Origin of the sequence: Lichenicoccus roseus, from assembly GCF_005844085.1 — a bacterium.
GTDB lineage: Bacteria > Pseudomonadota > Alphaproteobacteria > Acetobacterales > Acetobacteraceae > Lichenicoccus > Lichenicoccus roseus.
In genome coordinates this window covers 1-22,963 of the sequence record NZ_VCDI01000003.1, presented here as the reverse complement: position 1 = coordinate 22,963, position 22,963 = coordinate 1, and the positions used below count along the sequence as shown (strand labels likewise).

16 protein-coding genes and 1 tRNA gene are annotated in these 22,963 nt (G+C 68.8%); 10 read left to right on the top strand and 7 right to left on the bottom strand.

Features of this window, described 5'->3' with window-relative positions:
- Positions 1-4: 4 nt before the first annotated feature.
- From FE263_RS09390 to FE263_RS09360, 7 genes are all read right to left on the bottom strand, one after another.
- The gene (locus tag FE263_RS09390; RefSeq protein ID WP_138325757.1) at positions 5-1,093 is read right to left on the bottom strand and encodes an HlyD family secretion protein; all 1,089 of its coding nucleotides are present in this window, start codon (positions 1,091-1,093) and stop codon (positions 5-7) included.
- Positions 1,090-2,253 (bottom strand): HlyD family secretion protein, encoded by a 1,164-nt coding sequence (locus FE263_RS09385; protein WP_138325756.1) that lies wholly within the window; start codon positions 2,251-2,253, stop codon positions 1,090-1,092. The genes FE263_RS09390 and FE263_RS09385 overlap by 4 nt, the downstream gene beginning before the upstream one ends.
- Positions 2,254-2,334: 81 nt before the next feature.
- The gene (locus tag FE263_RS09380) at positions 2,335-3,987 is read right to left on the bottom strand and encodes an inorganic phosphate transporter (RefSeq protein ID WP_138325755.1); all 1,653 of its coding nucleotides are present in this window, start codon (positions 3,985-3,987) and stop codon (positions 2,335-2,337) included.
- A gap of 118 nt (positions 3,988-4,105) precedes the next feature.
- Positions 4,106-5,131, bottom strand: coding sequence for an ABC transporter substrate-binding protein (locus FE263_RS09375; RefSeq protein ID WP_138325754.1), 1,026 nt, complete (start codon positions 5,129-5,131; stop codon positions 4,106-4,108).
- Positions 5,132-5,246: 115 nt separating this feature from the next.
- Complete coding sequence (gene gltB / locus FE263_RS09370) at positions 5,247-9,800, bottom strand: glutamate synthase large subunit (protein ID WP_138325753.1); 4,554 nt, start codon at positions 9,798-9,800, stop codon at positions 5,247-5,249.
- A 5-nt stretch (positions 9,801-9,805) separates the two neighbouring features.
- Positions 9,806-11,272: an NAD(P)-dependent oxidoreductase gene (locus FE263_RS09365; RefSeq protein ID WP_138325752.1), complete on the bottom strand. Its 1,467-nt coding sequence runs from the start codon at positions 11,270-11,272 to the stop codon at positions 9,806-9,808.
- Between the two features lie 195 nt (positions 11,273-11,467).
- Positions 11,468-12,409, bottom strand: a complete 942-nt coding sequence (locus FE263_RS09360; protein WP_138325751.1) for a complex I NDUFA9 subunit family protein — start codon at positions 12,407-12,409, stop codon at positions 11,468-11,470.
- Positions 12,410-12,619: 210 nt separating this feature from the next.
- Between FE263_RS09360 and FE263_RS09355 the strand changes: the two genes are divergently transcribed.
- The 10 genes from FE263_RS09355 to FE263_RS09310 form a co-directional block, all read left to right on the top strand.
- Positions 12,620-12,706: transfer RNA gene (locus FE263_RS09355), tRNA-Leu, on the top strand.
- 92 nt (positions 12,707-12,798) lie between these two features.
- Entirely contained in the window at positions 12,799-13,452 is a 654-nt protein-coding gene (locus FE263_RS09350; protein WP_138325750.1) for a ribonuclease D, read from the top strand.
- 53 nt (positions 13,453-13,505) lie between these two features.
- Complete coding sequence (locus tag FE263_RS09345; protein WP_240759314.1) at positions 13,506-14,648, top strand: KpsF/GutQ family sugar-phosphate isomerase; 1,143 nt, start codon at positions 13,506-13,508, stop codon at positions 14,646-14,648.
- A gap of 52 nt (positions 14,649-14,700) precedes the next feature.
- Entirely contained in the window at positions 14,701-15,447 is a 747-nt protein-coding gene (gene lptC, locus FE263_RS09340) for an LPS export ABC transporter periplasmic protein LptC (protein ID WP_240759312.1), read from the top strand.
- Complete coding sequence (locus FE263_RS09335; protein ID WP_138325749.1) at positions 15,447-16,520, top strand: LptA/OstA family protein; 1,074 nt, start codon at positions 15,447-15,449, stop codon at positions 16,518-16,520. The genes lptC and FE263_RS09335 overlap by 1 nt, the downstream gene beginning before the upstream one ends.
- A gap of 5 nt (positions 16,521-16,525) precedes the next feature.
- Entirely contained in the window at positions 16,526-17,293 is a 768-nt protein-coding gene (lptB, locus tag FE263_RS09330; RefSeq protein ID WP_138326274.1) for an LPS export ABC transporter ATP-binding protein, read from the top strand.
- Between the two features lie 9 nt (positions 17,294-17,302).
- A complete protein-coding gene (rpoN, locus tag FE263_RS09325) occupies positions 17,303-18,847 on the top strand; it encodes an RNA polymerase factor sigma-54 (protein WP_138325748.1) in 1,545 nt (514 codons plus the stop codon).
- 109 nt (positions 18,848-18,956) lie between these two features.
- Positions 18,957-19,571 (top strand): ribosome hibernation-promoting factor, HPF/YfiA family, encoded by a 615-nt coding sequence (gene hpf, locus FE263_RS09320; protein ID WP_138325747.1) that lies wholly within the window; start codon positions 18,957-18,959, stop codon positions 19,569-19,571.
- A gap of 20 nt (positions 19,572-19,591) precedes the next feature.
- Positions 19,592-20,692: an NADH:flavin oxidoreductase/NADH oxidase gene (locus tag FE263_RS09315; RefSeq protein ID WP_138325746.1), complete on the top strand. Its 1,101-nt coding sequence runs from the start codon at positions 19,592-19,594 to the stop codon at positions 20,690-20,692.
- A gap of 118 nt (positions 20,693-20,810) precedes the next feature.
- On the top strand, positions 20,811-22,963 hold a 2,153-nt coding region (locus FE263_RS09310; protein WP_205880327.1), incomplete at its 3' end, for a hypothetical protein.

The window sequence follows — 22,963 nt, the reverse complement described above, 5'->3', positions numbered from 1 at the left end:
CGTCTCAGCGACCTTCGGCAGGCGGGGTGCAGCCGGGCCCGTCGATATGCACCAGGGTCTCCACCGAGAGCCCCGGGACCAGCAGCGGCACCGCATCGGTGGGCGTGACGTAGGTGATGCGTACCGGGATGCGCTGCACCACCTTGGTGAAGTTGCCGGTGGCGCGGTTCGGCGGCACCACCTCGGACCAGGACTGGCTGGTCGGGCCGAAGCCGGCGATGCAGCCATGCAGGCCGAGTTCCGGATAGGCATCGACATGGATATCCACCGGCTGGCCGATGCGCATGCCGGCGACCTGCTCCTCGCGATACCAGGCCACCGCCCAGGTGTCGGGCAGCGGCACGAAGGAGATCATGCGGCGGCCGGGCGACACCCACTGCCCGACATGCACCACGCGCTCGGTGACGCGGCCGTCGGCGGGGGCGACGATCCGTGTCCAGTCCAGCCGGATGGCGGCCAGGCGAAGCGTCTCGCGGGCGGCACCGGCCTGCGCCTGCGCCTGCTGCACCGTCGCATCCATCGCCCCCAGCCTGAGCCTGGCCTGCTCGACACCGTTGCGATCACCCTCGCTGCGATCGCGCGCCGCCTGCAGGTTGGTGTCGGCCTGCTGGCGCGCGCGCAGCAGGCCACCGGGCGTGCCGGCCAGCCGGTTCCAGCGTGCCGCATCCTCCTTCGCGTAGGCGAGCTGGGCCTCGCTGACCGCCTGCTGCGCGAGCGCCGCGCCGATCTGCGCCTGCTGCGCCGCGCGCTCGGCCTCGGCGCGCGCGATGCCGGCGTCGGCGACCTGCACCGCGGCCCGGGCACGCGCCACCGCGGCGCGGGCGTAGTCGTCCTCGATCCTGAACAGCAGCTGGCCGCGCCGCACCGGGGCGTTGTCGATGTCGGCCTCCCAGACCACCAGGCCGGGGACACGGCTCTCCAGTGCCGAAGGCTGGCCGCGCAACTGGGCGTCGTCGGTGCTGCGGCTCGAGGTGTTCCAGACCAGTCCGTTCCAGTCGATCAGCATGATGGCGACCAGCACCAGCCCCACCACCACGATGAGCGCGCGCACCACCGGCAGCCTGCTCTGCTTCTCCTCCTTCTGCTCGCTCATCGCGCGGTCCGTACCGGTGCGACCGGCGCGCCGTCGGTGTCGATGCGGGCCAGCGCCGACATGCCTGGCCGGATCTGCCCGGCCAGCGGATCGCCGTCGCGGTCGATGCTGAGCTTCACCGGCACGCGCTGCACCACCTTGGTGTAGTTGCCGGTGATGTTGTCGGGCGGCACGTCGCTGAACTGCTGCGCGGTGAGCGGTCCGATCGCCTCGACATGGCCGGCCAGCGTGGTGTGCGGGTAGGCATCGAGGCGCAGCCGCGCCGGCTGGCCCGGACGCACGTGGTCAAGCTGGCGCTCGCTGAAGTAGGCGGTGATCCAGACATCGTCGAGCGGCGTGAGGGAGACCACGTCGCGTCCAGCCGCGACCAGGTCGCCGACATGCACCTGCCGCACACCGAGCACGCCCGCCTGCGGGGCGACGATGCGGGTGTAGCCGAGATCGAGCCTTGCCGTCGCCAGCGCCGCCTCGTCCACCGCCAGCGTTGCCTGCGCCTGTGCCAGCCCGGCATCGAGCAGGGCGAGCTGGGCGCGGCTGACATCGGTCCGGCTGCGGCTCTGCGCGGCCTGCGCACGGGCGACGCCGAGGCTGGCCTCGCTCATCTGGTAGCGCGCGAGCAGCCCGAGGTCGGAGCCCAGGATGCGGTGCTGCCTGGCGGCCTCCTCGGCGGCGAAGTCGGCCCGCGAGGCGCTGCTGCCGGCGAGGTTGCCGGACTGCGCCACAGTGTGGGTCGCAGCCGCGCGGGAGGACTGCATCGCGGCGATGGCGGCACGATCGGCGGCCACCGTGGCCTCGTCGCGGGCGACGGCGCAGCGGTAGTCGTCGTCCTCGATCACCATCAGCAGCTGGCCGGCGGTGACCGCCTGGTTGTCGGTGACCAGCATCTGCACGACATAGCCCGACACGCGCGCGGCAAGCGGCCGCTCGGTGCCGTCGGCATAGGCGTCGTTGGTCTCGGGATCGTCGCGGTTGGCAAATACCTGGTCCCAGCCGACGCCCCAGGCGACAAGGGCGACCAGCCCGATCAGGCCGGCCAGGAAGAAGGCGAAAGAGATCCGCCCACGATAGGCCTGACGCCTGGCGGCTGCTTTTTCCTCCGAATTTTCCTTGTCGGACTTCTCCCGGTCGTCCTGTTTCTGTCCGGGATCATCGTCTGCCATTGCGGCGCCCTGTAGCACCGCTCGTCACGCACGGCCCATTAGCAAGATCGTGAAGAAAAGGCGGTCAACTTCAGGCAAAGTTCAGAAGACGCTGTGCAGCACCGTGTAGAGCACGCCGGCGAGCAGGGCCGCGACCGGCAGGGTCAGGATCCAGGCCATCGCCATGTTGCGCAGCGTGCTCCACTGCAGGCCCGAGCCGTTCGCCGCCATCGTGCCGGCGACGCCGCTCGACAGGATGTGCGTGGTGGAGACCGGCAGGCCGTAGGCCTCCGCGGCGCCGATGGTGGCGGCGGCGACGAGCTCTGCGGAGGCGCCCTGCGCGTAGGTCAGGTGATCCTTGCCGATCTTCTCGCCGACGGTGATCACGATCCGCTTCCAGCCAACCATGGTGCCCAGGCCGAGCGCGATGGCGACCGATACCTTCACCCAGATCGGGATGTAGCGGGTGCCCTGGTTGAGGTGGCCTGTGTAGGCCTTCATCGTGCCGGCATCGGCGCCGGAGAACGCGCCGGGCGTCTTGATCAGGCTGCCGACGGCGGCCGACGCCAGATACATGTCGTTGCGGATGTTCGGGACCGCCTCGGCCGGGACGTGCCGGATGGTGCCGTTCTTCTGGATCTGGCTGGCGATATCGCCCGAGAGCGCAGCCAGGGCGGCATAGACCGTGGGCTCGTTGAGGGCACGGGTCTTCAATGCATGGTCCACCACCGAGCGGGCCTGCGCGGCGTCGGGGCTGGCGACGCTGCCGGCATGGCTGTGCAGGATCGCCTCGGCCTGATGGGTGGTCTGGATGAAGGCCGGCATGGCGCTGTCGGGCATGGCGCGATTCAGCGCGAAGGCGGTCGGCGCGGCGCCGATCAGGATCAGCATGATCAGGCCCATGCCCTTCTGGCCGTCATTGCCGCCATGCGAGAACGACACCCCGGTGCAGGTCAGGATCAGCAGGCCGCGTATCCACAGCGGCGGCGGCTTCTTGCCCTGGGGCGCCTGGTAGAGGTCCTTGCGGTGCACCATCAGCTTGAGCAGCAGCAGCAGGCCGCCGGCGGCGATAAAGCCGATGATCGGGCTGAACAGCAGCGACTTGAGCACGCTGATGACCGGGCTCCATTGCAGGCCGGCGCTCGCCTCGGAGGCCGGGGCGAGCATCTGGTTGGCGAGGCCGACGCCGATGATCGAGCCAATCAGCGCGTGCGACGACGAGTTCGGGATGCCGAACGCCCAGGTGGCGAGGTTCCACAGGATCGCCGCGATCAGCAGGGCGAAGATCATCGGATAGCCGCCGGTGCTGCCGGCGTTCAGGATCAGGTCGATCGGCAGCATGGTGATGATCGAGTAGGCCACCGCGCCGGTCGAGGTGAGCACGCCCAGGAAGTTGAAGGTCCCCGACCACACCACCGCCACCGCGGGCGACAGGCTGTTGGTGTAGATCACCGTGGCGACCGCATTCGCGGTGTCGTGGAAGCCGTTCACGAACTCGAAGCCGAGGGCCACCAGAAGCGCGAGGCCGAGCAGCACCAGGGTGCCGATCGCAAGCGCCGGTGCATGGCTTGCGCTCATGTCGGTGACCAGGCCGTAGATCGCATAGCCCAGGCCACCGACCAGCAGCAGGAAGAACAGCAGCGCGCCGCTCAGGTTCGGCTTGCTGCCGGCCGCGGGCTCCTCGAAACGGGAGGACTGGAAGCGTTCCGGGCGGGTGCCGGCCCCTGGTCGCTGCTGCACGGCGACGTCGGACATCTTTCTCAACCCTCGAAGGTATGAGCGTTCCTAGACGGGCCAAATGTCAGACGGTGTGTCGTTTTATTGACAATTCGTATTCGAAACGAACATGTTCGCGTGCCTGGCAAACCTCGGTTCAGGCCAGATCGTGATCCCAGAAGTGGCGCAGTTCCAGCCCGTTGCGCGCCACCGCGTCCAGGGAGAGTGGGCGGAAACGAGCCTGCTGCGCCGCGGTGAAGCCGATCCGGGTCGCAAGCGCCGCATCGAGCCGGACGCCGTTGACGGTCGGCAGCAGGCCGCTCTTCTCCGCCATCGCACGTTGCACGTCGCCGTGCAGCAGCAGGTCAAGATAGGCCATTGCCGCGGGCTGCTGCTTCGAAGCCGTTGGGATGCAACCCATGATTGTGAACGGAATGGCGCCCTCGACCGGTACCTGGTCATGCACCGGATGGCCCTGCTGCTGCCAGATGTGCGCCCTGGAGCGCCACATCGGCGCCATGTCGATCTCGCCCTTGGCCAGCGCGGTCCCGAGCGCCTCGTTGTCGGCGTAGAGGCGGAGCACCCCGGCCTTGCGCAGGCCGGAAAACACGCTGCGGGCCGCCTGCAGGCTTGCCGGCCCGTCATGCTGTTCGGAGATCGCGGCGGCAGCGAGATTGTGGATCGCAAGCTGGCTGGAGAACCCGACCCGACCCTTGCGGGCCTGCGCGAACATCTCGCGGAAGCCGCGCGGTGCTGTCCGGACGCGGCCGGTGTTGTAGGCGATGGTCAGCGCGGTGCGGCCCTGCGGCACGCCATAGGGGCTGCGCAGGCCGGCGACGATGCTCGGCAGGCTGGGCACGCCGGCGGTGGTGAGCGGCACGAACATCTGGCGCAGCGACAGCCGGTAGGCATCGACATCGGAGAGCAGCCCGACATCGATGCCGCCCGCGTCCTGGGAGAGCAGTTGTGCGACCCGCTCCGGCTCGGTGCCGGGATGCTGGCCCACGACCAGCTCAAGGCCGGCGGCGCGGCCATCGACGACCTCGCGGATCGCGGCGCCATAGGGTCCACCCCAGCAGGCGACCTCGACGTGACGCATTCCGGCCGTCGCCGCGAAGGCCCGGCCCGCCGGCAGGGCGGCGAGGCTGGCAAGCAACAGCCGTCGGGAGAGGCACAGGCGCATGGAAACTCCAGCCGGCGAATAGAGGCCCACGAGAGGGGCCGATGCAGGGACGACAGGCTGGCTCCCTACAACCCGCGCCTCCGCCTGTCGACCCGCCGCCGCATCACCCCGGCGGTCAGGCCATCAGCGCCATCTGCTGCGGCGCCGCCTCGTTCAGCGCCTTGGCGTACTCCTTCGGGACCACGTGCCAGAAATGCGGCAATGCCTTGTCCCAGTCATGCAGCAGCAGGGCGGCGAACCGGCTGCTGGTCTCGCGCGCATGGGTCTCGATCAGGCCGCGAAGCTGCTGTTCGGCAGCCCCCTCGACCCGGCTCCAGCCGAGCGTGTCGGGGTTCACCCGCAGCTCGAAATCGCCGCGCTGGTCGTAGACGAAGGCGATGCCCCCGGTGAAGCCGGCGCCGAAATTATCGCCCACCGGGCCCAATACCACCACGGTGCCGCCGGTCATGTACTCGCAGCCGTTCGAGCCGCAGCCCTCGATCACCGCGACCGCCCCCGAATTGCGCACCGCGAAGCGCTCGCCCGCCTGCCCCGCCGCATACAGCGCACCGGCGGTCGCGCCATACAGCACGGTGTTGCCGATGATGGCGTTCTCGTTGCTGACCAGCGCCGAGGACGGCGCCTGCCGCACCACGATAGTGGCACCCGAAAGACCCTTGCCGACATAGTCGTTGGCGTCGCCGATCACCTCGAGCTTCAGTCCCTGCACCGCGAACGCACCGAGCGACTGTCCGGCGGAGCCGCGCAGCCTGACGGTGAGGTGCCCCGCCGCCAGCGTCTCCATGCCGAACCGGCGTACGATCTTGCTGGAGATCTTGGTGCCGATGGCGCGGTGGGTGTTCTGCACGTTGTAGTGCAGCTGCATCTTCTCGCCGTGCTCGAACAAGGGCCTGGCGTCGGCGATCATCTGCGCGTCCAGCGTCTCCGGCACCTCGTTGCGGCCCTCACGGGTGCAGAACCGCGCGTGCGGTCCCGGGTCCGCCTGCGCCAGCAGCGAGTTGAGATCCAGGTCGTCGAGATAGTCCGCGCCACGGCTGACCTGGTGCAGCAGGTCGGTCCGCCCGATGATGTCGTTCATCTTCGAGAAACCGAGCGAGGCCAAGATGTTGCGCACGTCCTCGGCAATGAACGAGAACAGGTTGATGACCTTCTCGGGGGTGCCCTCGAACTTCGCCCGCAGCGCCTCGTCCTGCGTGCAGACGCCGACCGGGCAGGTGTTGGAATGGCACTGCCGCACCATGATGCAGCCCATCGCCACCAGAGATGCGGTGCCGATGCCGAACTCCTCGGCGCCAAGCATGGCCGCCATCACCACGTCACGGCCGGTCTTCAGCCCGCCATCGGCGCGCAGCTTAACCCGGTGGCGCAGGCGGTTGAGCATCAGCACCTGATGCGCTTCGGCGAGCCCCATCTCCCAGGGCAGGCCGGCATATTTCACCGACGTCTGCGGGCTGGCACCGGTGCCGCCGGAATGCCCCGAGATCAGGATCGCATCGGCGCGCGCCTTGGCGACGCCGGCTGCGATGGTGCCGATCCCCGAGCGCGCCACCAGCTTCACGGTGACGGTGGCTTCCGGGTTGATCTGCTTGAGGTCGTAGATGAGCTGCGCCAGATCCTCGATCGAGTAGATGTCGTGGTGCGGCGGCGGCGAGATCAGCGTGACGCCCGGGGTCGCGTGGCGCAGCTTGGCGATCAGGCCGGTGACCTTGAAGCCGGGCAGCTGGCCACCCTCGCCGGGCTTCGCACCCTGCGCCATCTTGATCTCGATCTCGCGGCAGTCGTTCAGGTACTGCGCGGTGACGCCGAACCGTCCCGATGCGATCTGCTTGATCGCCGACGACGCGTTGTCGCCGTTGGCACGCGGCTTCGAGCGCGCTGGGTCCTCGCCGCCCTCGCCGCTGTCCGAGCGCGCGCCGATGCGGTTCATCGCGATCGACAGTGTCTCGTGGGCTTCCGGACCAAGCGCGCCGAGCGAGATGCCGGGTGCCAGCAGCCGCTTGCGTATCTCGGTGATGCTTTCGACATCCTCGACCGGGATCGGCGTGCGCCCCTCGCGGAAATCGAGCAGGTCGCGCAGCGCCACCGGCTTCTGCCGCCGCACCGCATCGGCGTAGCGCTTGTACGTGGTGAAGCTGTCGGTGGCACATGCTGTCTGCAGCGTGTGGATCAGGCCGCCATCGAAGGCGTGCACCTCGCCACGGCGGCGCAGCTTGTACAGCCCACCCACCGGCAGGGTGATCGCCTCGTCGCTCCACGCCGCCTCGTGCAGGCCGAGCACGTTCTGGGCGAGACCCGCCAGCCCGATGCCGGAGATGCGCGACGGCATGCCCGGGAAGAATTCCGCCACCAGCGCGCGCGACAATCCGATCGCCTCGAAATTATAGCCGCCGCGATACGACGCGATCACCGAGATGCCCATCTTGGACATCGTCTTCAGCAGCCCCTTGTCGATCGCCTTGCGGTAGCGCTCGACCGCCGTGCGCAGCGGGATGTCGCCGAACAGCCCGCGACGATGCCGGTCGGCGATGCTCTCCTGCGCGAGATAGGGGTTCACCGTGGTCGCACCAACGCCGATCATCACCGCGATCGCATGCACGTCCAGGCACTCGGCGGTACGCACGTTGAGGCTGGTGAAGGTGCGCAGCGAATGCCGCACCAGATGCGTGTGCACCGCACCGGTCGCCAGGATCATCGGGATGTAGGCGCGCTCCGGACCCTGGTGCTCGTCGGTCAGGAACACATGCGCGCAGCCGGCGCGCACGCCCTCCTCGGCCTCCCGCCTGATCCGCTCGATGGCGGCGCGCAGGCCGGCCTCGCCATGATCGGCCTCGAAGGTGCAGTCGATCACGCAGCTGTTGTCGCCGAGGAACTCGCGCAGCGCCTGGTGCTCGCCGGTCGACAGCATCGGGCTCTCGAGCTGCAGCAGCTCGCACTGCGCCTCCTCCTCGGCCAGCACGTTGCCGAGGTTGCCGAGCCGCGTGGTCAGGCTCATAACGCGGGTTTCGCGCAGGCTGTCGATCGGCGGATTGGTGACCTGGCTGAACGCCTGCCGGAAATAATGCGCAAGACCCCGGTAGGTCTCCGACAGCACCGCCAGCGGGGTATCGTCGCCCATGCTGCCGATGGCTTCCGCGCCCTCGGCGCCCATCGGCTGCAGGATCATCTCGAGTTCCTCGAGCGTGGTGCCCACCGCGAGCTGGCGGCGGCGCAGCGCCTCGCCGGTGTAGAGCACCGGCTCGCCGGCATCGGCGCGCACGATCTCGTCGATGCGATGAATGCGCTTCGCCCAGCCGGAGAAATCCTGCCGGCCCGAGAGCAGGTCGAGCAGGTCGTCGTCGCCGTAGAAGCGGCCCTCGTCGAGATCGACCGCCACCGTCTGCCCCGGCCCCAGCCGCCCGCGGCTGACGATGTCGCCCTCGGGGACCTTCACCATGCCGGTCTCGGAACCGACGATCAGCATGTCGCTGGCGGTGACGGTGTAGCGCAGCGGACGCAGGCCGTTGCGGTCCAGCCCCGCGATCACCCAGCGCCCGTCTGTGCCGCAGATCGCCGCCGGCCCGTCCCACGGCTCCATCACCGCGTTGCAGTACAGGAACATGTCGCGGTGCGCGGCATTCATCGCCGGCCCCTTGGTGATCGCCGCCGGCACCAGCAGCGACTTTGCCATCGGGGCATCACGGCCGGCAAAGGTCAGCAGCTCGAACACGTTGTCCAGCGAGGCGGTGTCGGAACCACCGACCTGCACCACCGGCTTGATGTCGTCGATGAACGGGTCGAGTGTCGCATCCGCCAGCCGCGTCTCGTGGCTCTTCATCCAGTTGACGTTGCCGGAGATCGTGTTGATCTCGCCGTTGTGCGCAAGCTTGCGGAATGGCTGCGCCAGCCGCCAGGTCGGGAAGGTGTTGGTCGAGTAGCGCTGGTGGTAGATCGCGAACCGGCTGACGAAGCGCGCATCGAGCAGGTCCGGATAGAAGTCGGTCAGGTTCTCGGCGAGGAACATGCCCTTGTAGATCACCGATCTGCAGGACAACGAGCAGATGTAAAGCTCCGCAACCTGCGCCTCGATCGCCGCCTTCTCGATGCGCCGGCGGATGACGTAGAGGTCGCGCTCGAATTCCACCTCCGGCACGTCGCGCAGGTTGCGTATCATGATCTGCTCGATCTCGGGCCGCGTGGCATTGGCCTTTTCGCCGATGCAGGCGGTATCGATCGGCACCTGCCGCCAGCCATAGATGCCGTAGCCGAACGCCAGGATCTGCGTCTCGACGATGGCGCGGCAGCGCTCCTGCGCCGAGAGGTCGGTCTTCGGCAGGAACACCATGCCGATGCCGATCACCTGCCCGCTGCCGGCCGGGCTGCCCGCGCGAGCGATGGCGTCGGCGAAGAAGTCCTGCGGGATCTCGACATGGATGCCGGCGCCGTCGCCGGTCTTGCCGTCGGCATCGACCGCGCCCCGGTGCCAGACAGCGCGGAGCGCCGCGATCCCGGCCTCCACCACATCGCGCCGGCGGCGTCCGTCGAGCGCCGCCACCAGGCCGACGCCGCAGGCATCGTGCTCCTGGCTGGCATCGTAGCTGCCGGAAATCGCGTCGGCATTGCGCTGCCAGGCGGCGACGAATTCTTCTCCACTCTCGCCGGAGACGTCGTTCTGCAATTCCATGCGGTCCATTGCGGTCACTCCGCTGCCTGGATGTTCAGCTGCGCGTCGGCGGCTGCGTGCTGCTGCAGCCAGCGATGCATGCTGGCGGCGGCGTCGCGGCCGTCGCGGATCGCCCACACCACCAGGCTGGCGCCGCGCACGATGTCGCCGGCGCCGAACACGCCCTGCAGGCTGGTCATGAAGCTGGCATGGTCGACCTTCAGCGTGCCCCAGCGCGACACCTCGAGGGCGGGCTCGCCCCACAGGGTCGGCAGCGGCTCGGGATCGAAACCGAGCGCCTTGATGACCAGGTCGGCCGGCAGGGTGAAGCCGCTGTTCTCGACCGGATCCACCGACTGCCGCCCGGTGGCGTCCGGCAGGCCGAGCTTCATGCGCACCGCGCGCACGCCGGTAATCGAATTGTCGCCGAGGAACGCCTCGGGGGCTGCCAGCCAGACGAAGTCGACGCCCTCGTCCTCGGCGTTCTTCACCTCGCGCAACGAGCCGGGCATGTTGGCGCGGTCGCGGCGATAGAGGCACTTCACCGAAGCGGCGCCCTGGCGGATTGCCGTGCGCACGCAATCCATCGCGGTGTCACCACCGCCGATCACCACCACATGCTTGCCTGCCGCATCGAGCAGGCCGCTGTCGAAGTCCGGTACCACGTCGCCGAGCGAGCGCCGGTTCGAGGCGGTCAGGTAGTCGATCGCCTTGACGATGCCGGGCAGGCCGACGCCGGGGCCACCTATGTCGCGAGACTTGTACACTCCGGTAGCGATCAGCACCGCGTCGTGGCGCTCGCGCAGCGTCGAGAAGGCGATGGTGTGGTCGTCGTCCACGTCGCCGATGCCGGCGCCGAGGTGGAACACGATGCCACCCTGCTCCAGCAGCGCATGGCGACGCGTCACGATCTCCTTTTCCAGCTTGAAGCCGGGAATGCCGTAGATCATCAGGCCGCCGATGCGGTCGTAGCGGTCGTAGACATGCACCTGGTAGCCGCGCTTGCGGAGCTGCTCGGCCGCCGCCAGCCCACCCGGGCCGGCGCCGACGATGGCGACGGACTGCTCGCGCTCCAGGTGCGGGGTGATCGGCTTCACCCAGCCGGCCTCGAAGGCATGGTCGGTGATGAAGCGCTCGACCGCGCCGATGGTGACGCTCTCGAATCCCTTCTCGATGACGCAGTTGCCTTCGCAGAGGCGGTCCTGCGGGCAGATGCGGCCGCAGATCTCCGGGAAGTTGTTGGTCGCCGAGCTGACCTCGTAGGCCTCCTCGAGGCGCCCCTCGGCGGTCAGCTTCAGCCAGTCGGGAATGTCGTTGGAGAGCGGGCAATGGATCGAGCAGAACGGCACGCCGCATTGCGAGCAGCGGCTGGACTGCACCTTGGCGGCCTGCACGCTGAACGAGCGGTAGATCTCGTTGAAATCCTCCCGCCGTTCGGGCACCGCACGCTTGTCGGGCTGGTGTTGCTGCACGTGGGTGAATTGCAGCATGCGATCGACCATGGCGGTGTCCTTGCGTCGGGCGGGGGCGTCAAGGCGGGGGCATCAGGGCGGCGGCGTCCCGGGACGATTATCTATAAAGCCTCCAACACGGCTTAAAAGACAGCGATGCTGACCTACTTCGCCGGGATTACCGATCCGATAGCCGCTTCACCCAGGAAAAATCAGCGGATAGGCGATAGCATGGCCGGAACGGTCCTATTTCGGCAACTCCCGCTTGCCGCCGCCGGGGCGGTAGCGGTTCAGGTAGCCGGGCACCACAAGTTCCAGCGGCGTCGGAGCAATGCCCAGCTCCTCGAAACCCGCCATCCCGTCCGACACCACGTTGTCACGTGCCAGCATGGTCAGCTGGTCTCGCGTCAACGGCTTGCCGGGCACATGCTCGAGGATGGACGCCTGCAGGCGGGCCAGCCCCATCGGCACCTCGAAGATGCGCGGCTTGCGGCGCAACTCATGCAGCATCCAGACCATCAGCTCGCGGAAGCTCCAGACCCGCGGGCCGCCCAGTTCGAACACCCCGCCGGCGCCAATTTCGACGGCGCGCAGCACCGCCTCCGCCACGTCGCCGGCATAGACCGGCTGGAACTTCGTATCGCCGCAGAACAGCGGGAACACCGGCGCGAGACGGGCGATGCCGGCAAAGCGGTTGAAGAAGGCGTCCTCGGGGCCGAACACGATCGACGGCCGCAGCACCACGGCGGCGGGAAAGGCGTCGTGCACCGCCTGTTCGCCGGCCTGCTTGCTGCGACCGTATAGGCTCGGGCTGTCGGTGGCGGCGCCGATCGCCGACATCTGCACCAGCGCACCGGCCCCGGCCGCGGCCGACAGCCGTGCAACGCGGCCGGCTCCGTCGGCGTGGACACGCATGAAGTCGCCGGCCCGGGCCTCGGCCAGGATACCGACCAGATTGACCACGATATCGGCGCCCTCGACCGCCTGGGCGATGCTGGCCTCGTCGGCCAGCGAGGCATAGAGCGGCACCACCTGGCCGACGCGTCCCATCGGACGCAGCTCGTTGGCGCGAGCCGGCCGGCGGACCGCCACGCGCACCACGTGCCCCTGCTGCGCCAGCCGCTTCACCACGTAGCGGCCGAGGAAGCCGGAGCCGCCGAACACTGTCGCAACACTGCGGGTCGCCATCAGGGTCTTGATCCTACTGTCGTGGGGATGCGTTGGCGGAACGATCCCGCCGGCACTCCGGCTGCATCACTATCGGAGGCCCCGGCTTCCCTCAACCGCGGCCCCGCCTGCCTGGCGCAACCACCAGGCGGTGGAAGCACCGGTTGACGCGCGGCCCGGCGACCGGTAGATCGCCCCACCACCCGCCGCTGACGCGACGGTTGCCCCTCAGCCCAGGTGGCGGAATTGGTAGACGCGCAGGTTTCAGGTACCTGTGGCCGAAAGGTCGTGGAAGTTCGAGTCTTCTCCTGGGCACCAGAAGGGCAAGCCGGCGTCGGCGGAATGGCGGCGGTGACGGATACCGCCCATCGTTCCGGTCGCCGGCCCTCCCCCTGCCCGCTTCCCGGAAGATGAGTTCCACTCAGTTCATGCAGAACGCCACCATCCACCTGCACCGGCACGACCTGCCGGACGATCTCGCCCTCGGCGGCACCGTCGCCGTCGATACCGAGACGATGGGATTGCTGCCGCATCGCGACCGGCTCTGCCTGGTGCAGCTCTGCGCCGGCGACAGCCAGGCGCACCTGGTGCAGATCGTCCCGCCGTCACTCGGCGGACGTGGCGCCGATTGCCCCAATCTCAAGCGACTGCTGTCCGATCCGGCGACCGTCAAGCTGATGCATTTCGCCCGCTTCGATGTCGGCATCCTGCAGCACGCCCTCGGCATCACGGTGTCACCGGTGCGCTGCACCAAGATCGCCGCCAAGCTGGTGCGAACCTTCACCGACCGGCACGGGCTGCGGGAGCTCTGCCGCGAGTTGCTCGGCATCGACCTCAACAAGCAGCAGCAGACCTCCGACTGGGGTGCCGCGGACCTCTCCGCCGAACAACTGTCCTATGCGGCGTCCGACGTCCTTCACCTGCACGCACTGTGGGAGCGGCTCGAAGGCCTCCTGGTGCGCGAGGGCCGGCTCGACCTTGCCATGGCCGCGTTCGACTTCCTGCCTGCCCGGGCCAGGCTCGACCTCCTCGGCTACGAGAACCCGGACATCTTCGCGCACTGAGCTCAGGTGCAACGGTCGGGGGCGCGCTGGTACGCGACGGCGCCGATTTGACCATGCCGGGCGCCGTGACCATACAGGCGCGTGCGGAGGGTCCCGGCATCCGCGATTGCGGAGTAGTATCCCTGCAGACGATGACCGCGCAGAACCCGACCTTGAGCGACCCCGACCTCGCAGACCACGCTCTCGACGCAGATCGCCTTGAACAAGGTGGCCCGGCGGTCGACGACCTGCGGAGCGCAGCCGACGTGCTGCGCGCCGAGGCGGCGGGAATTACCGCGATGGCGGCGGCGATGCAGCCCGGACAGCCACTCGGTGCCGCCTTCGTACGCACCGTCGAGATGCTGTCGGCGCTTCCCGGTCGGGTGGTGGTCTGCGGCATGGGCAAGTCCGGCCATGTCGGCCGCAAGATCCAGGCGACCCTCGCCTCGACCGGCACGCCCTCGCTGTTCGTTCATCCGGCGGAGGCGTCGCACGGCGACCTCGGCATGATCCAGGCCGGCGACGCGGTGCTGGCGCTATCCAACTCGGGCGAGACCGCGGAACTCGCCGACGTCATCGCGCATTCGCGGCGCTTCGACATGACGCTGGTGGCGATCACCGGCGCCGCCGCCTCCACGCTGGCGCGCGCCGCCGACATCGTCCTGGTGCTGCCGGCCGCCGCCGAGGCCTGCCCGATGGGCCTAGCGCCCACCACCAGCACGACGATGCAGCTCGCCCTGGGCGATGCGCTGGCGGTCGCGCTGCTGCAGCGACGCGGCTTCACCGCCCGCGAATTCGGCCTCTACCACCCGGGCGGACGCCTCGGCGCCAGGCTGCGCCGCGTCGGCGAACTCATGCATACCGGCGAAGCGATGCCGCTGGCGGAGCCGGACCTGCCGATGCTGCAGGCGGTGATGCTGATGACCAGCAAGGCGTTCGGCTGCCTGGGCATCACCGGACCGGATGGACGTCTGGCCGGCATCATCACCGATGGCGACCTGCGTCGCGCGATCGACCGCGACCTGCGCACCCTGCGCACCGCCGACGTGATGAACACGAGGCCGCGCACGATCCCCGCTTCGATGCTCGCCGCCGAGGCGCTGCGCTTGATGAACGAGGCGCTGCGGCCGATCACCAGCCTGTTCGTGCTCGACGAGGCAGGGCGTCCCGCCGGCATCCTGCACGTGCACGACCTGCTGCGCGCCGGGATCGCCTGATCATGATGCGCCGCCCCACCGCCGCCGCCGGCTTCGCCAGGGCCCGGCACCGGTGAACGATCTCGGCAACCCGACGGAACCGGGCCGGCAGGAGCCGAGTGCCGCCGCCGCGCGCCGCCGCATGAGCGTGCAGCAGGCGCCGTCGCATCGCCGGCCGCCGACCGAAAGCGAGCAGGCAAGGCGACGCCTGCTGCTGCAGTGGACCAAGTGGATGCTGCCGGTCGGCGCGCTGGTGCTGCTGGGATCGATCGCGGCATGGCCGGAGATCGACCGCTCGCTCAATGCCAGCCGCGTCGCCTACCGTCAGGTGGCCGCGATCCGGCTGGACAGCGGCAGCATGCTCGGACCGCGCTATCGCGGGCTCGACGCCCATGGCCGGCCCTACATGATCACCGCCGAGACCGCGCGCCAGGTCGGGCCGGAGCGGATCAACCTGGACCATCCGATCGCCGATACCCTCTCGCAGGGCGGCACCTGGCTGCAGATCAGCGCCCGCAAGGGGGTCTACATGCAGCATAGCGAACTGCTCGACCTTTCCGGCCACGTCACCTTCTACCGCGACGACGGCACCATCATGACCAGCCCGACCGCCGGCATCGACGTCCGGCGCGGCATCATCCTGTCCGATGACTGGGTGCACGCGGAGGGCCCGTTCGGGGTGCTCGATGCGCAGGGCACCTTGATGTCGCAGCGCGACGGTATCGTGCAGTTCCGTGGCCCCGGCCGGATGATCCTCAACGACGACCGTGCCGCGCGCCCGGCGACACCGCCTGCGACCACCAGCCAGGGCCATTCGTGATGCGTCGTTGCCTGCTTCTGGACCTCGTGCGCCGGCCCTCACTCGTCGCGGCATTCCTCGTGACGGCATTGCTCTCGACCTTGGTAGCGGCCGGGCCGGCCGGCGCCCAGCCGATCGACCTGTCGCATGGCGGCCAGATCACCGTCACCGCGCTCGGCGGCTTCGACTGGGACCAGAAGTCGCAGATCGTCACCGCCTACCGCAGTGCCCAGGCGGTGCGTGGCGGCGTGACGGTGACCGCCGACCGGCTGCGCGCCTACTACCGCAAGAAGGCCGTCCCCCCCGGAACCACGCCCAAGCCGGCGCCGGCTTCCGCCACCGCCGGCGGCAAGCCCGGCTCGCCAGGCGGACCCGGTGGCGACGATACCGGAGCCAACGAGATCTACCGGCTCGAGGCGATCGGGCACGTGCACATCTTCACCGCCACCGACCAGGCGTTCGGCGACCACGCGATCTACGACATCGACCAGGCGGTGCTGGTGATGACCGGCCACGACCTGCACCTGACCACGCCGACCCAGCTGCTGACCGCGCGCGACGTGATGGAGTACTGGTCGCAGACCCGCATGTCGGTCGGCCGCGGCAACGCGACCGTCACCACCAACGACGGCCGCCGCATCCGTGCGGATATCCTGGTCGGCTACAGCGCGCCGAACGCCTCGCCGCCGGCCGGGGCGGCAAAGGGCGTCGCGGCAAAACCAGCCGCCAGCCCGGCCGCCGCCGACGATCCGATCCAGAGCTCCGGCAAGCTGAAGCTCGTCCACGCCTTCGGGCACGTCGTGGTGCGAACGCAGACCGAGACCATTACCGGGGATCGCGGAGTGTATGTTCCAGATACAGGCATTGCGCGGATTGTCGGCAACGTCCACATCACGCGTGGGCAGAACCAGCTCAACGGCGCCGCCGCAATCGTCAACATGCATACCGGCCTCGCCACCATGACCGAGGATCCGGGGACATTAGTGCGGGGTTTGATCGTGCCGAACGACAACAACAACCCGCCGGGCGGCAAGCAGGGGGCGGGCGGCGCGCCTGCCCCGAAGGCGACGAGGGCCGGGAAATCGACGCCTTGAACGAGATGGGATCCAACCCGCTGGACCGTCCCGCCGAGGAGGTGTCCGGCAGCACCGGGCTGTCCGCGCAGTCGGTCGGCAAGAGCTACCGCAAGCGCGCTGTGGTGAGCGACGTCTCGATCAGCGTGCAGCGTGGCGAGGCGGTCGGTCTGCTTGGCCCGAACGGCGCCGGCAAGACCACCACCTTCTACATGATCGTCGGGCTGGTGCAGCCGGACGAGGGCACCATCACCCTGGACGGTGCGGATATCACCCAGTTGCCGATGTACCGGCGCGCACGCCTGGGCATCGGCTACCTGCCGCAGGAAGCCAGCATCTTCCGCGGCCTCAACGTCGAGCAGAACGTCATGGCGGCGCTCGAGGTGGTGGAGAGCGATCCGCAGCGTCGCGAAATGATGCTGGACGAGTTGCTGCGCGAGTTCGGCATCGCCCGGCTGCGGCGGTCCCCCTCGCTGGCGCTGTCCGGCGGCGAGCGGCGGCGCCTCGAGATCGCCCGCGCGCTCGCCAGCCAGCCGAGCTACATCCTGCTCGACGAGCCGCTTGCCGGCATCGACCCGATCGCAGTGGGCGAGATCCGCGATCTGGTGAGCCATCTCAAGCATCGCGGCATCGGCGTTCTCATCACCGACCACAACGTGCGCGAGACGCTAGAGATCATCGACCGCGCGTACATCATGCACGGCGGCCAGGTGCTGATGCAGGGCGTGCCGGAGGAAGTCGTCGCCCACGAGGACGTGCGCCGCGTCTATCTCGGAGAAAGATTTTCGTTGTAGCCTCGCCGCATGGCACTTGGACCACGGCTGGAGCTCAGGCACACACAGACCCTGGTAATGACGCCGCAGCTGCGTCAGGCCATCAAGCTGCTGCAGTTCTCCAACCTCGAAGTCGCGGCGTTCGTCGAGGAGGAACTGGAGCGAAACCCGTTACTTGAGCGTGACGAGCGCGGCGATACCATGCCGGAGCTGGCGGCACTCGACCAGCGTCCGCTTCGCGATACCGCCGCCGAGCCGATGGCCACTGATCTGCTGGTCGGCAGCGACACCTTGCCGGATGCCGGCGCCACCCCGCTCGACGCCGACCACGCCGAACAGTTCGATGTCAGCGGCTACGATGCAGTCGGTGGCATCGATACCGGTCCGGGCTCAGGCGGTTCCGGCCAGGCGATGGGCGAGGATTGGGGGCCCAAGGGCGGTGGCGGCCTGGATGGCGAGGCCGGCGCGTCGTTCATCGACAGCCTCGCCGACACTCCACGCTCGCTGCGTGACCATCTCGGCGAGCAGCTCAGGCTCGGTCTCGAGGATCCGGTCGACCGGCTGATCGGCGCTCACCTCATCGCACTGCTGGAACCGGCGGGACGGGTCTCGATCGATGACGCGGCGCTGGCACGGGCACTGGGTGTTGCGACCGGGCGCGTCGCTGCCGTGCGGGCCCGGATGATGCGTTTCGATCCGGTCGGGCTGTTCGCCCGCGACCTGCGCGAGTGCCTGGCGGCACAGCTTGCCGAACTGAACCGGCTCGATCCCTGCATGGAGATCCTGCTCGACAACCTCGAGCTGCTCGGCCGACGCGAGATGAAGCGGCTGCAGGCGCTGTGCGGCGTCGATGCCGAGGATCTCGCCGACATGGTGGCCGAGATCCGCGCCCTCGATCCCAAGCCGGGCGCCGGCCACGATACCGCGCCGCCGCAGCCGATCCTGCCCGACGTGCTGATGCGGCCGGGCCTGAACGGCGACTGGATCCTGGAGCTCAACCCGGACACCATGCCAAGGCTGCTGGTCAGCGAGGCGTTCCATGCCAAGGTCTCGCTGAACGCGGCGCGCGAGGACAGGCTGTTCCTGAGCGAACGGCTGGCCAGCGCCAACTGGCTGGTCAAGTCGCTGCAGCAGCGCGCGCAGACCATCCTGAAGGTCGCCGGCGAGGTGATGCGCCGGCAGGACGGTTTCCTGCTGCGCGGCGTCGGTCATCTGCGCCCGCTGATCCTGCGCGATATCGCTGAGGCCGTGGAGATGCATGAGAGCACGGTGTCGCGGGTGACCGCCAACAAATACATCTCGACACCGCGCGGGCTTTTCGAATTGAAGTATTTCTTCACCACCGCGATCGCCGGCGTGACAGGCGAGAGCCATAGCGCCGAGGCGGTGCGTCACCGCATACGCGGCATGATCGCCGCCGAGGATGCCATCAGCGTGCTGTCGGACGATGCGATCGTCGCCGCACTTCGTCGTGAAGGCGTAGACATCGCCCGCAGAACCGTGGCCAAGTATAGGGAGGCCCTGCGCATACCGAGTTCCGTGCAGCGTAAACGGGAAAAAGCGATCTCCGCCTGATGTCCGGTCCACCGGAACAAGTCCGGTCCGGCTGTGCCACCACGCGCGAGCACCTCTCCCGACAGACCCGGCCATGGCTCGGCCCTACGCTTCGAGGGAGACAGCACGCATGCAGATCAATGTTGCCGGCAAGCAGATCGACCTGTCCGATGCGCTTCGCTCGCGGGTCACCGCGCATCTCGACGTGATCGCCGAGAAGTATTTCGACGACGCGCTCGAGGCCAACGTGACGTTCGGTCGCGCGCGCAGCTTCTTCACCTGCGACATCAACCTGCACGCCGCGCGCGGATTGCTGCTGCGTGGCGAGGGCGAGGCATCGGATGCCCACAGCGCCTTCGACGATGCCGCCGAGCATATCGCCAAGCGCCTGCGTCGCTACCGGCGCCGCGTCAACGAGCACGCGCGCGATCTCGCGCAGCGCCGTCGCCCTGAGATCGGACGGCAATACGTCCTGCGCCAGGACGAGCCGGCGCCGGCGACCGGACGTCCGGCTGCGAGCGGCCCGGCGACCTGGATGAATGGTTCGGCCACCGGCGCCTACGCCACCATCATCGCCGAGCAGCCGACCGACATCGCCCGCCTGAGCGTGGGCGAGGCGGTGATGCGTCTCGATCTCGCCGACCAGGCGGTGCTGATGTTCCGCAACAGCGCCAGCAGCGAGATCAACGTGGTGTACCGGCGTCCCGATGGCCATATCGGCTGGCTCGACCCGACTTCCGCCTGAGACAGGAAAACTTCCGCCCCATGAGCCGACTGTTCGAACCGCTGCGGCTGGGTGAGCTGCGGCTCGCCAACCGCATCATCATCGCGCCCATGTGCCAGTATTCGGCCGAGGACGGCAGCGCCGGCGACTGGCACATGATCCATCTCGGGCAACTGGCGCTCTCCGGCGCCGGGCTGCTGATCCTCGAGGCCACCGCCGTATCCCCCGAGGCGCGCATCTCCCCCGGCGATCTCGGCCTGTATTCGGACGAGAACGAAGCCGCGCTGGGCAAGGTGCTGTCGGCAGTCCGGCGCTACTCGCCGATCCCCGTCGCCATGCAGCTAGGCCATGCCGGCCGCAAGGGGTCCTGCCGAGTGCCCTGGGAGGGCGGGGTGCAGATCGCCCCGGACGCACCCGGCGGCTGGCAGACGGTGGCGCCCTCGGCGGTTCCGCATGGCCAGGACGATCATCCGCCGCATGCGCTCAACCGGCACGGCCTCGACAAGGTGCGCGACGATTTCGTGGCGACAGCACGGCGCGCAGCACGGCTCGGTATGGACGGGCTCGAGATCCACGGTGCGCACGGCTATCTGCTGCACCAGTTCCTGTCGCCGATCGCCAACCACCGGACCGACGAGTATGGCGGCTCGCTGGAAAACCGGATGCGCTTTCCGCTCGAAGTGCATGACGCGGTGCGCGCGGCGTTCCCGGCCGACAAGCCGGTCTGGATGCGAATTTCGGCGACCGACTGGGTGCCGGATGGCTGGGACATCGAGGGCACCGTCGCCCTGTCGCACGCCCTCAAGGCGCGCGGCTGTGCCGCGATTCACGTCACCACCGGCGGCGTCTCCCCGGCGCAGGCGATCACGCTCGCACCGGGCTACCAGGTGCCATACGCGCAACGAGTAAAGGCCGAGGTCGGCCTGCCGACGATCGCCGTCGGACTGATCACCGAGCCCGGGCAGGCGGAGGCAATCGTGGCGCAGGGCGAGGCGGATGCGGTGTCTCTCGCGCGTGCGATGCTCTACGACCCGCGCTGGCCATGGCATGCGGCAGCGGCGCTCGGCGGCCAGGTCCCGGCGCCGAAGCAGTATCTGCGGTCGCAGCCGCATGGGCTGAAGGACCTGTTCACTTCCGCCTGACGACAAAACCGGCGCGCGCAACCATGGCGGGCGTTCCTTTCATCATTTCTTAGATAATGTCTCCGATATTGGCCTCCATCGCGGCGCGGCTAAGCGCGGCCGCCTGGAGACTTTATCCATGACCGCATTCTCGGCCCTCTCGGCCGCCGCGATCTCGACCCAGACGATCGCTACCATTGCCGCCTTGACCACGGCCGACTTCGCGCCGCTCACGGCGCAGCAGATGGACGCGCTGACCTCGGCGCAATGGGCGGCGATCGTGCCGGCCGCACTGTCGGCGCTGACCACCACGCAGGTCTACACGATCTCCAGCACCGCGCTGGCCGGACTGACCTCGGCGCAGCTCGTCGCCATGTCCTCGACCAGCGTCGAGGCGCTCGAAGGTCCGCAGATCCCTGGCCTGACGATCGCGGCCCTGGCGGGTCTATCGGACGCCGAGATCGCCGGCTTCAGCGAGCAGTTCATGTACATCACCCCGGCGCAGCTCGCCTCACTGTCCATCGACCAGTTCCAGGCGATCAGCTCCAATTCCCTGCTGCTGCTTACCGCCTCGCAGTTCGGGGCCTTCACCACTACGCAGATCCAGGCGCTGACCAATGCCCAGCTCATCGGCCTCAGCGGCAAGCAATGCGCCTACCTCAGCGGGCCACAGCTTGCAGCCGTGAGCACCGCCAACCTTGCGGCCCTCACCGCCTACCAGGCGCAGTCGATCTCGGTTGCCGCCCTCGCCTCGCTGACCTCGACACAGGTTGCCGCACTGACGCCGGCCATCCTCGCGTCCCTGGCCGGCAAGAGCCTGGCCGCGATCAGCAACGCAGCCCTCGCCGGCGCCACCACGGACGAGATCGCCGGCCTCGCCGGAATGGGCCAGTTCGCGACCCTCACCGTCGCACAGATCGCCGCCCTCTCGCCGGTACAGCTCGGCGCCATCACCACCTTCGAGATGACGGGGATCACGACCGCGCAGCTGCAGGCGCTCACCGCGGCACAGATCGCCTATCTTACCCCGGCCGCCTTCGCGACCCTCGGCTCGGCCCAGCTCCACGCCCTCTCCGGGGCCCAGCTCAACGCCGTCAGTTCGACCGATATCGCTTCCATCAGCTCGGCTACCATCGCCGGTCTCTCGACCGCCGCCCTCGCAGGCCTCGGCTCCACGCAGATCGACGGCTTGGACATCGCGTTTGCGGGCGTCACGACGGCGCAGCTCGCCAGCCTGACCAGTACAACCCTGGCCAGCCTGGACGGGAGGGAGTGGGCCAGCCTCACCACCAGCCAGATCGCGTCCTTCACCACCGCGCAGATCGCGAGCCTCGCACCTGCAGCGCTCGCCGCCATCCCGACCGCCAACTATGCCGGCCTGACCTATGCGGACATCGCCGCCCTCACCACCGCCCAGGTCGCCGCCCTCGTTCCCAGCGAGATCCTGTCGTTCTCAGAGCTGCAGATCGCGTCACTCACCAAGCCGCAGGTCGCAAGCATCTCGATCACCGATATTGCAGCCCTCGGCACCGATCCGGCCCGCATGCTGAGCACCAACGCGATCGCCGGCCTGACCGCCACGCAGATCGTGGCGATGGCGTCGACCAGCGTTGAGGCGCTGACGGAAAACCAGGTACCGGCCCTAAGCCTCGCCACCTTCGACGCCCTGACGCCCGCGGAACTTGCCGGCTTCGTCAACAACCAGATTGCCTTCATGACCGTGGCCGAGGTCGCCTCGATGTCGGTCCTGCAGATCCAGGCGCTCGGTAGCAACCTGCTGACCCAGCTGACCGCTCCGCAGCTCGCCGCGCTGACCACCGCGCAGATCGCCGCCCTGACCACCACACAGGTCGCCGGGCTCGGCAGTACCCAGTTCGCCGCGTTCTCGGCACCCCAGGCAGCGGCGCTCAACCTCGCCGACCTCGCCGGCCTCACCACCAACCAGGCGACCTCCCTGTCGCTCGCTGCCCTGGCGGCCCTGACCTCGACGCAGGTCGCGGCGATTTCGTCGTCCGCGCTGGAGGCCCTGTCCGCCCGCGGCATCGCCGCGATCACCACCGCAGCCCTTGCCGGTGTCAGCACCGACGAGATCGCCGCCCTCACCGCCTACGCGTCGGGCCAGTTCCAGGCGCTCACCGCAGCCCAGATCGCCGCCCTCTCCACCGCCCAGGTCGCCGCCATCACCTCCGGCGAGGTCCTGGGCATCACCTCGGCTCAGCTGCAGGCGCTGACGCCACGCGAGATCGCCGCCCTGACCTCGGTGCAGGCCGGAACCATGACATCGACCCAGCT

What these genes read in the sequence shown, in the direction of transcription:
- FE263_RS09390 (WP_138325757.1), bottom strand. Translation starts at nt 1,093, where the DNA reads ATGAGCGAGCAGAAGGAGGAGAAGCAGAGCAGGCTGCCGGTGGTGCGC.
- FE263_RS09385 (WP_138325756.1), bottom strand. Translation starts at nt 2,253, where the DNA reads ATGGCAGACGATGATCCCGGACAGAAACAGGACGACCGGGAGAAGTCC.
- FE263_RS09380 (WP_138325755.1), bottom strand. Translation starts at nt 3,987, where the DNA reads ATGTCCGACGTCGCCGTGCAGCAGCGACCAGGGGCCGGCACCCGCCCG.
- FE263_RS09375 (WP_138325754.1), bottom strand. Translation starts at nt 5,131, where the DNA reads ATGCGCCTGTGCCTCTCCCGACGGCTGTTGCTTGCCAGCCTCGCCGCC.
- gltB (WP_138325753.1), bottom strand. Translation starts at nt 9,800, where the DNA reads ATGGACCGCATGGAATTGCAGAACGACGTCTCCGGCGAGAGTGGAGAA.
- FE263_RS09365 (WP_138325752.1), bottom strand. Translation starts at nt 11,272, where the DNA reads ATGGTCGATCGCATGCTGCAATTCACCCACGTGCAGCAACACCAGCCC.
- FE263_RS09360 (WP_138325751.1), bottom strand. Translation starts at nt 12,409, where the DNA reads ATGGCGACCCGCAGTGTTGCGACAGTGTTCGGCGGCTCCGGCTTCCTC.
- FE263_RS09350 (WP_138325750.1), top strand. Translation starts at nt 12,799, where the DNA reads ATGAGTTCCACTCAGTTCATGCAGAACGCCACCATCCACCTGCACCGG.
- FE263_RS09345 (WP_240759314.1), top strand. Translation starts at nt 13,506, where the DNA reads ATGCCGGGCGCCGTGACCATACAGGCGCGTGCGGAGGGTCCCGGCATC.
- FE263_RS09335 (WP_138325749.1), top strand. Translation starts at nt 15,447, where the DNA reads ATGCGTCGTTGCCTGCTTCTGGACCTCGTGCGCCGGCCCTCACTCGTC.
- lptB (WP_138326274.1), top strand. Translation starts at nt 16,526, where the DNA reads ATGGGATCCAACCCGCTGGACCGTCCCGCCGAGGAGGTGTCCGGCAGC.
- rpoN (WP_138325748.1), top strand. Translation starts at nt 17,303, where the DNA reads ATGGCACTTGGACCACGGCTGGAGCTCAGGCACACACAGACCCTGGTA.
- hpf (WP_138325747.1), top strand. Translation starts at nt 18,957, where the DNA reads ATGCAGATCAATGTTGCCGGCAAGCAGATCGACCTGTCCGATGCGCTT.
- FE263_RS09315 (WP_138325746.1), top strand. Translation starts at nt 19,592, where the DNA reads ATGAGCCGACTGTTCGAACCGCTGCGGCTGGGTGAGCTGCGGCTCGCC.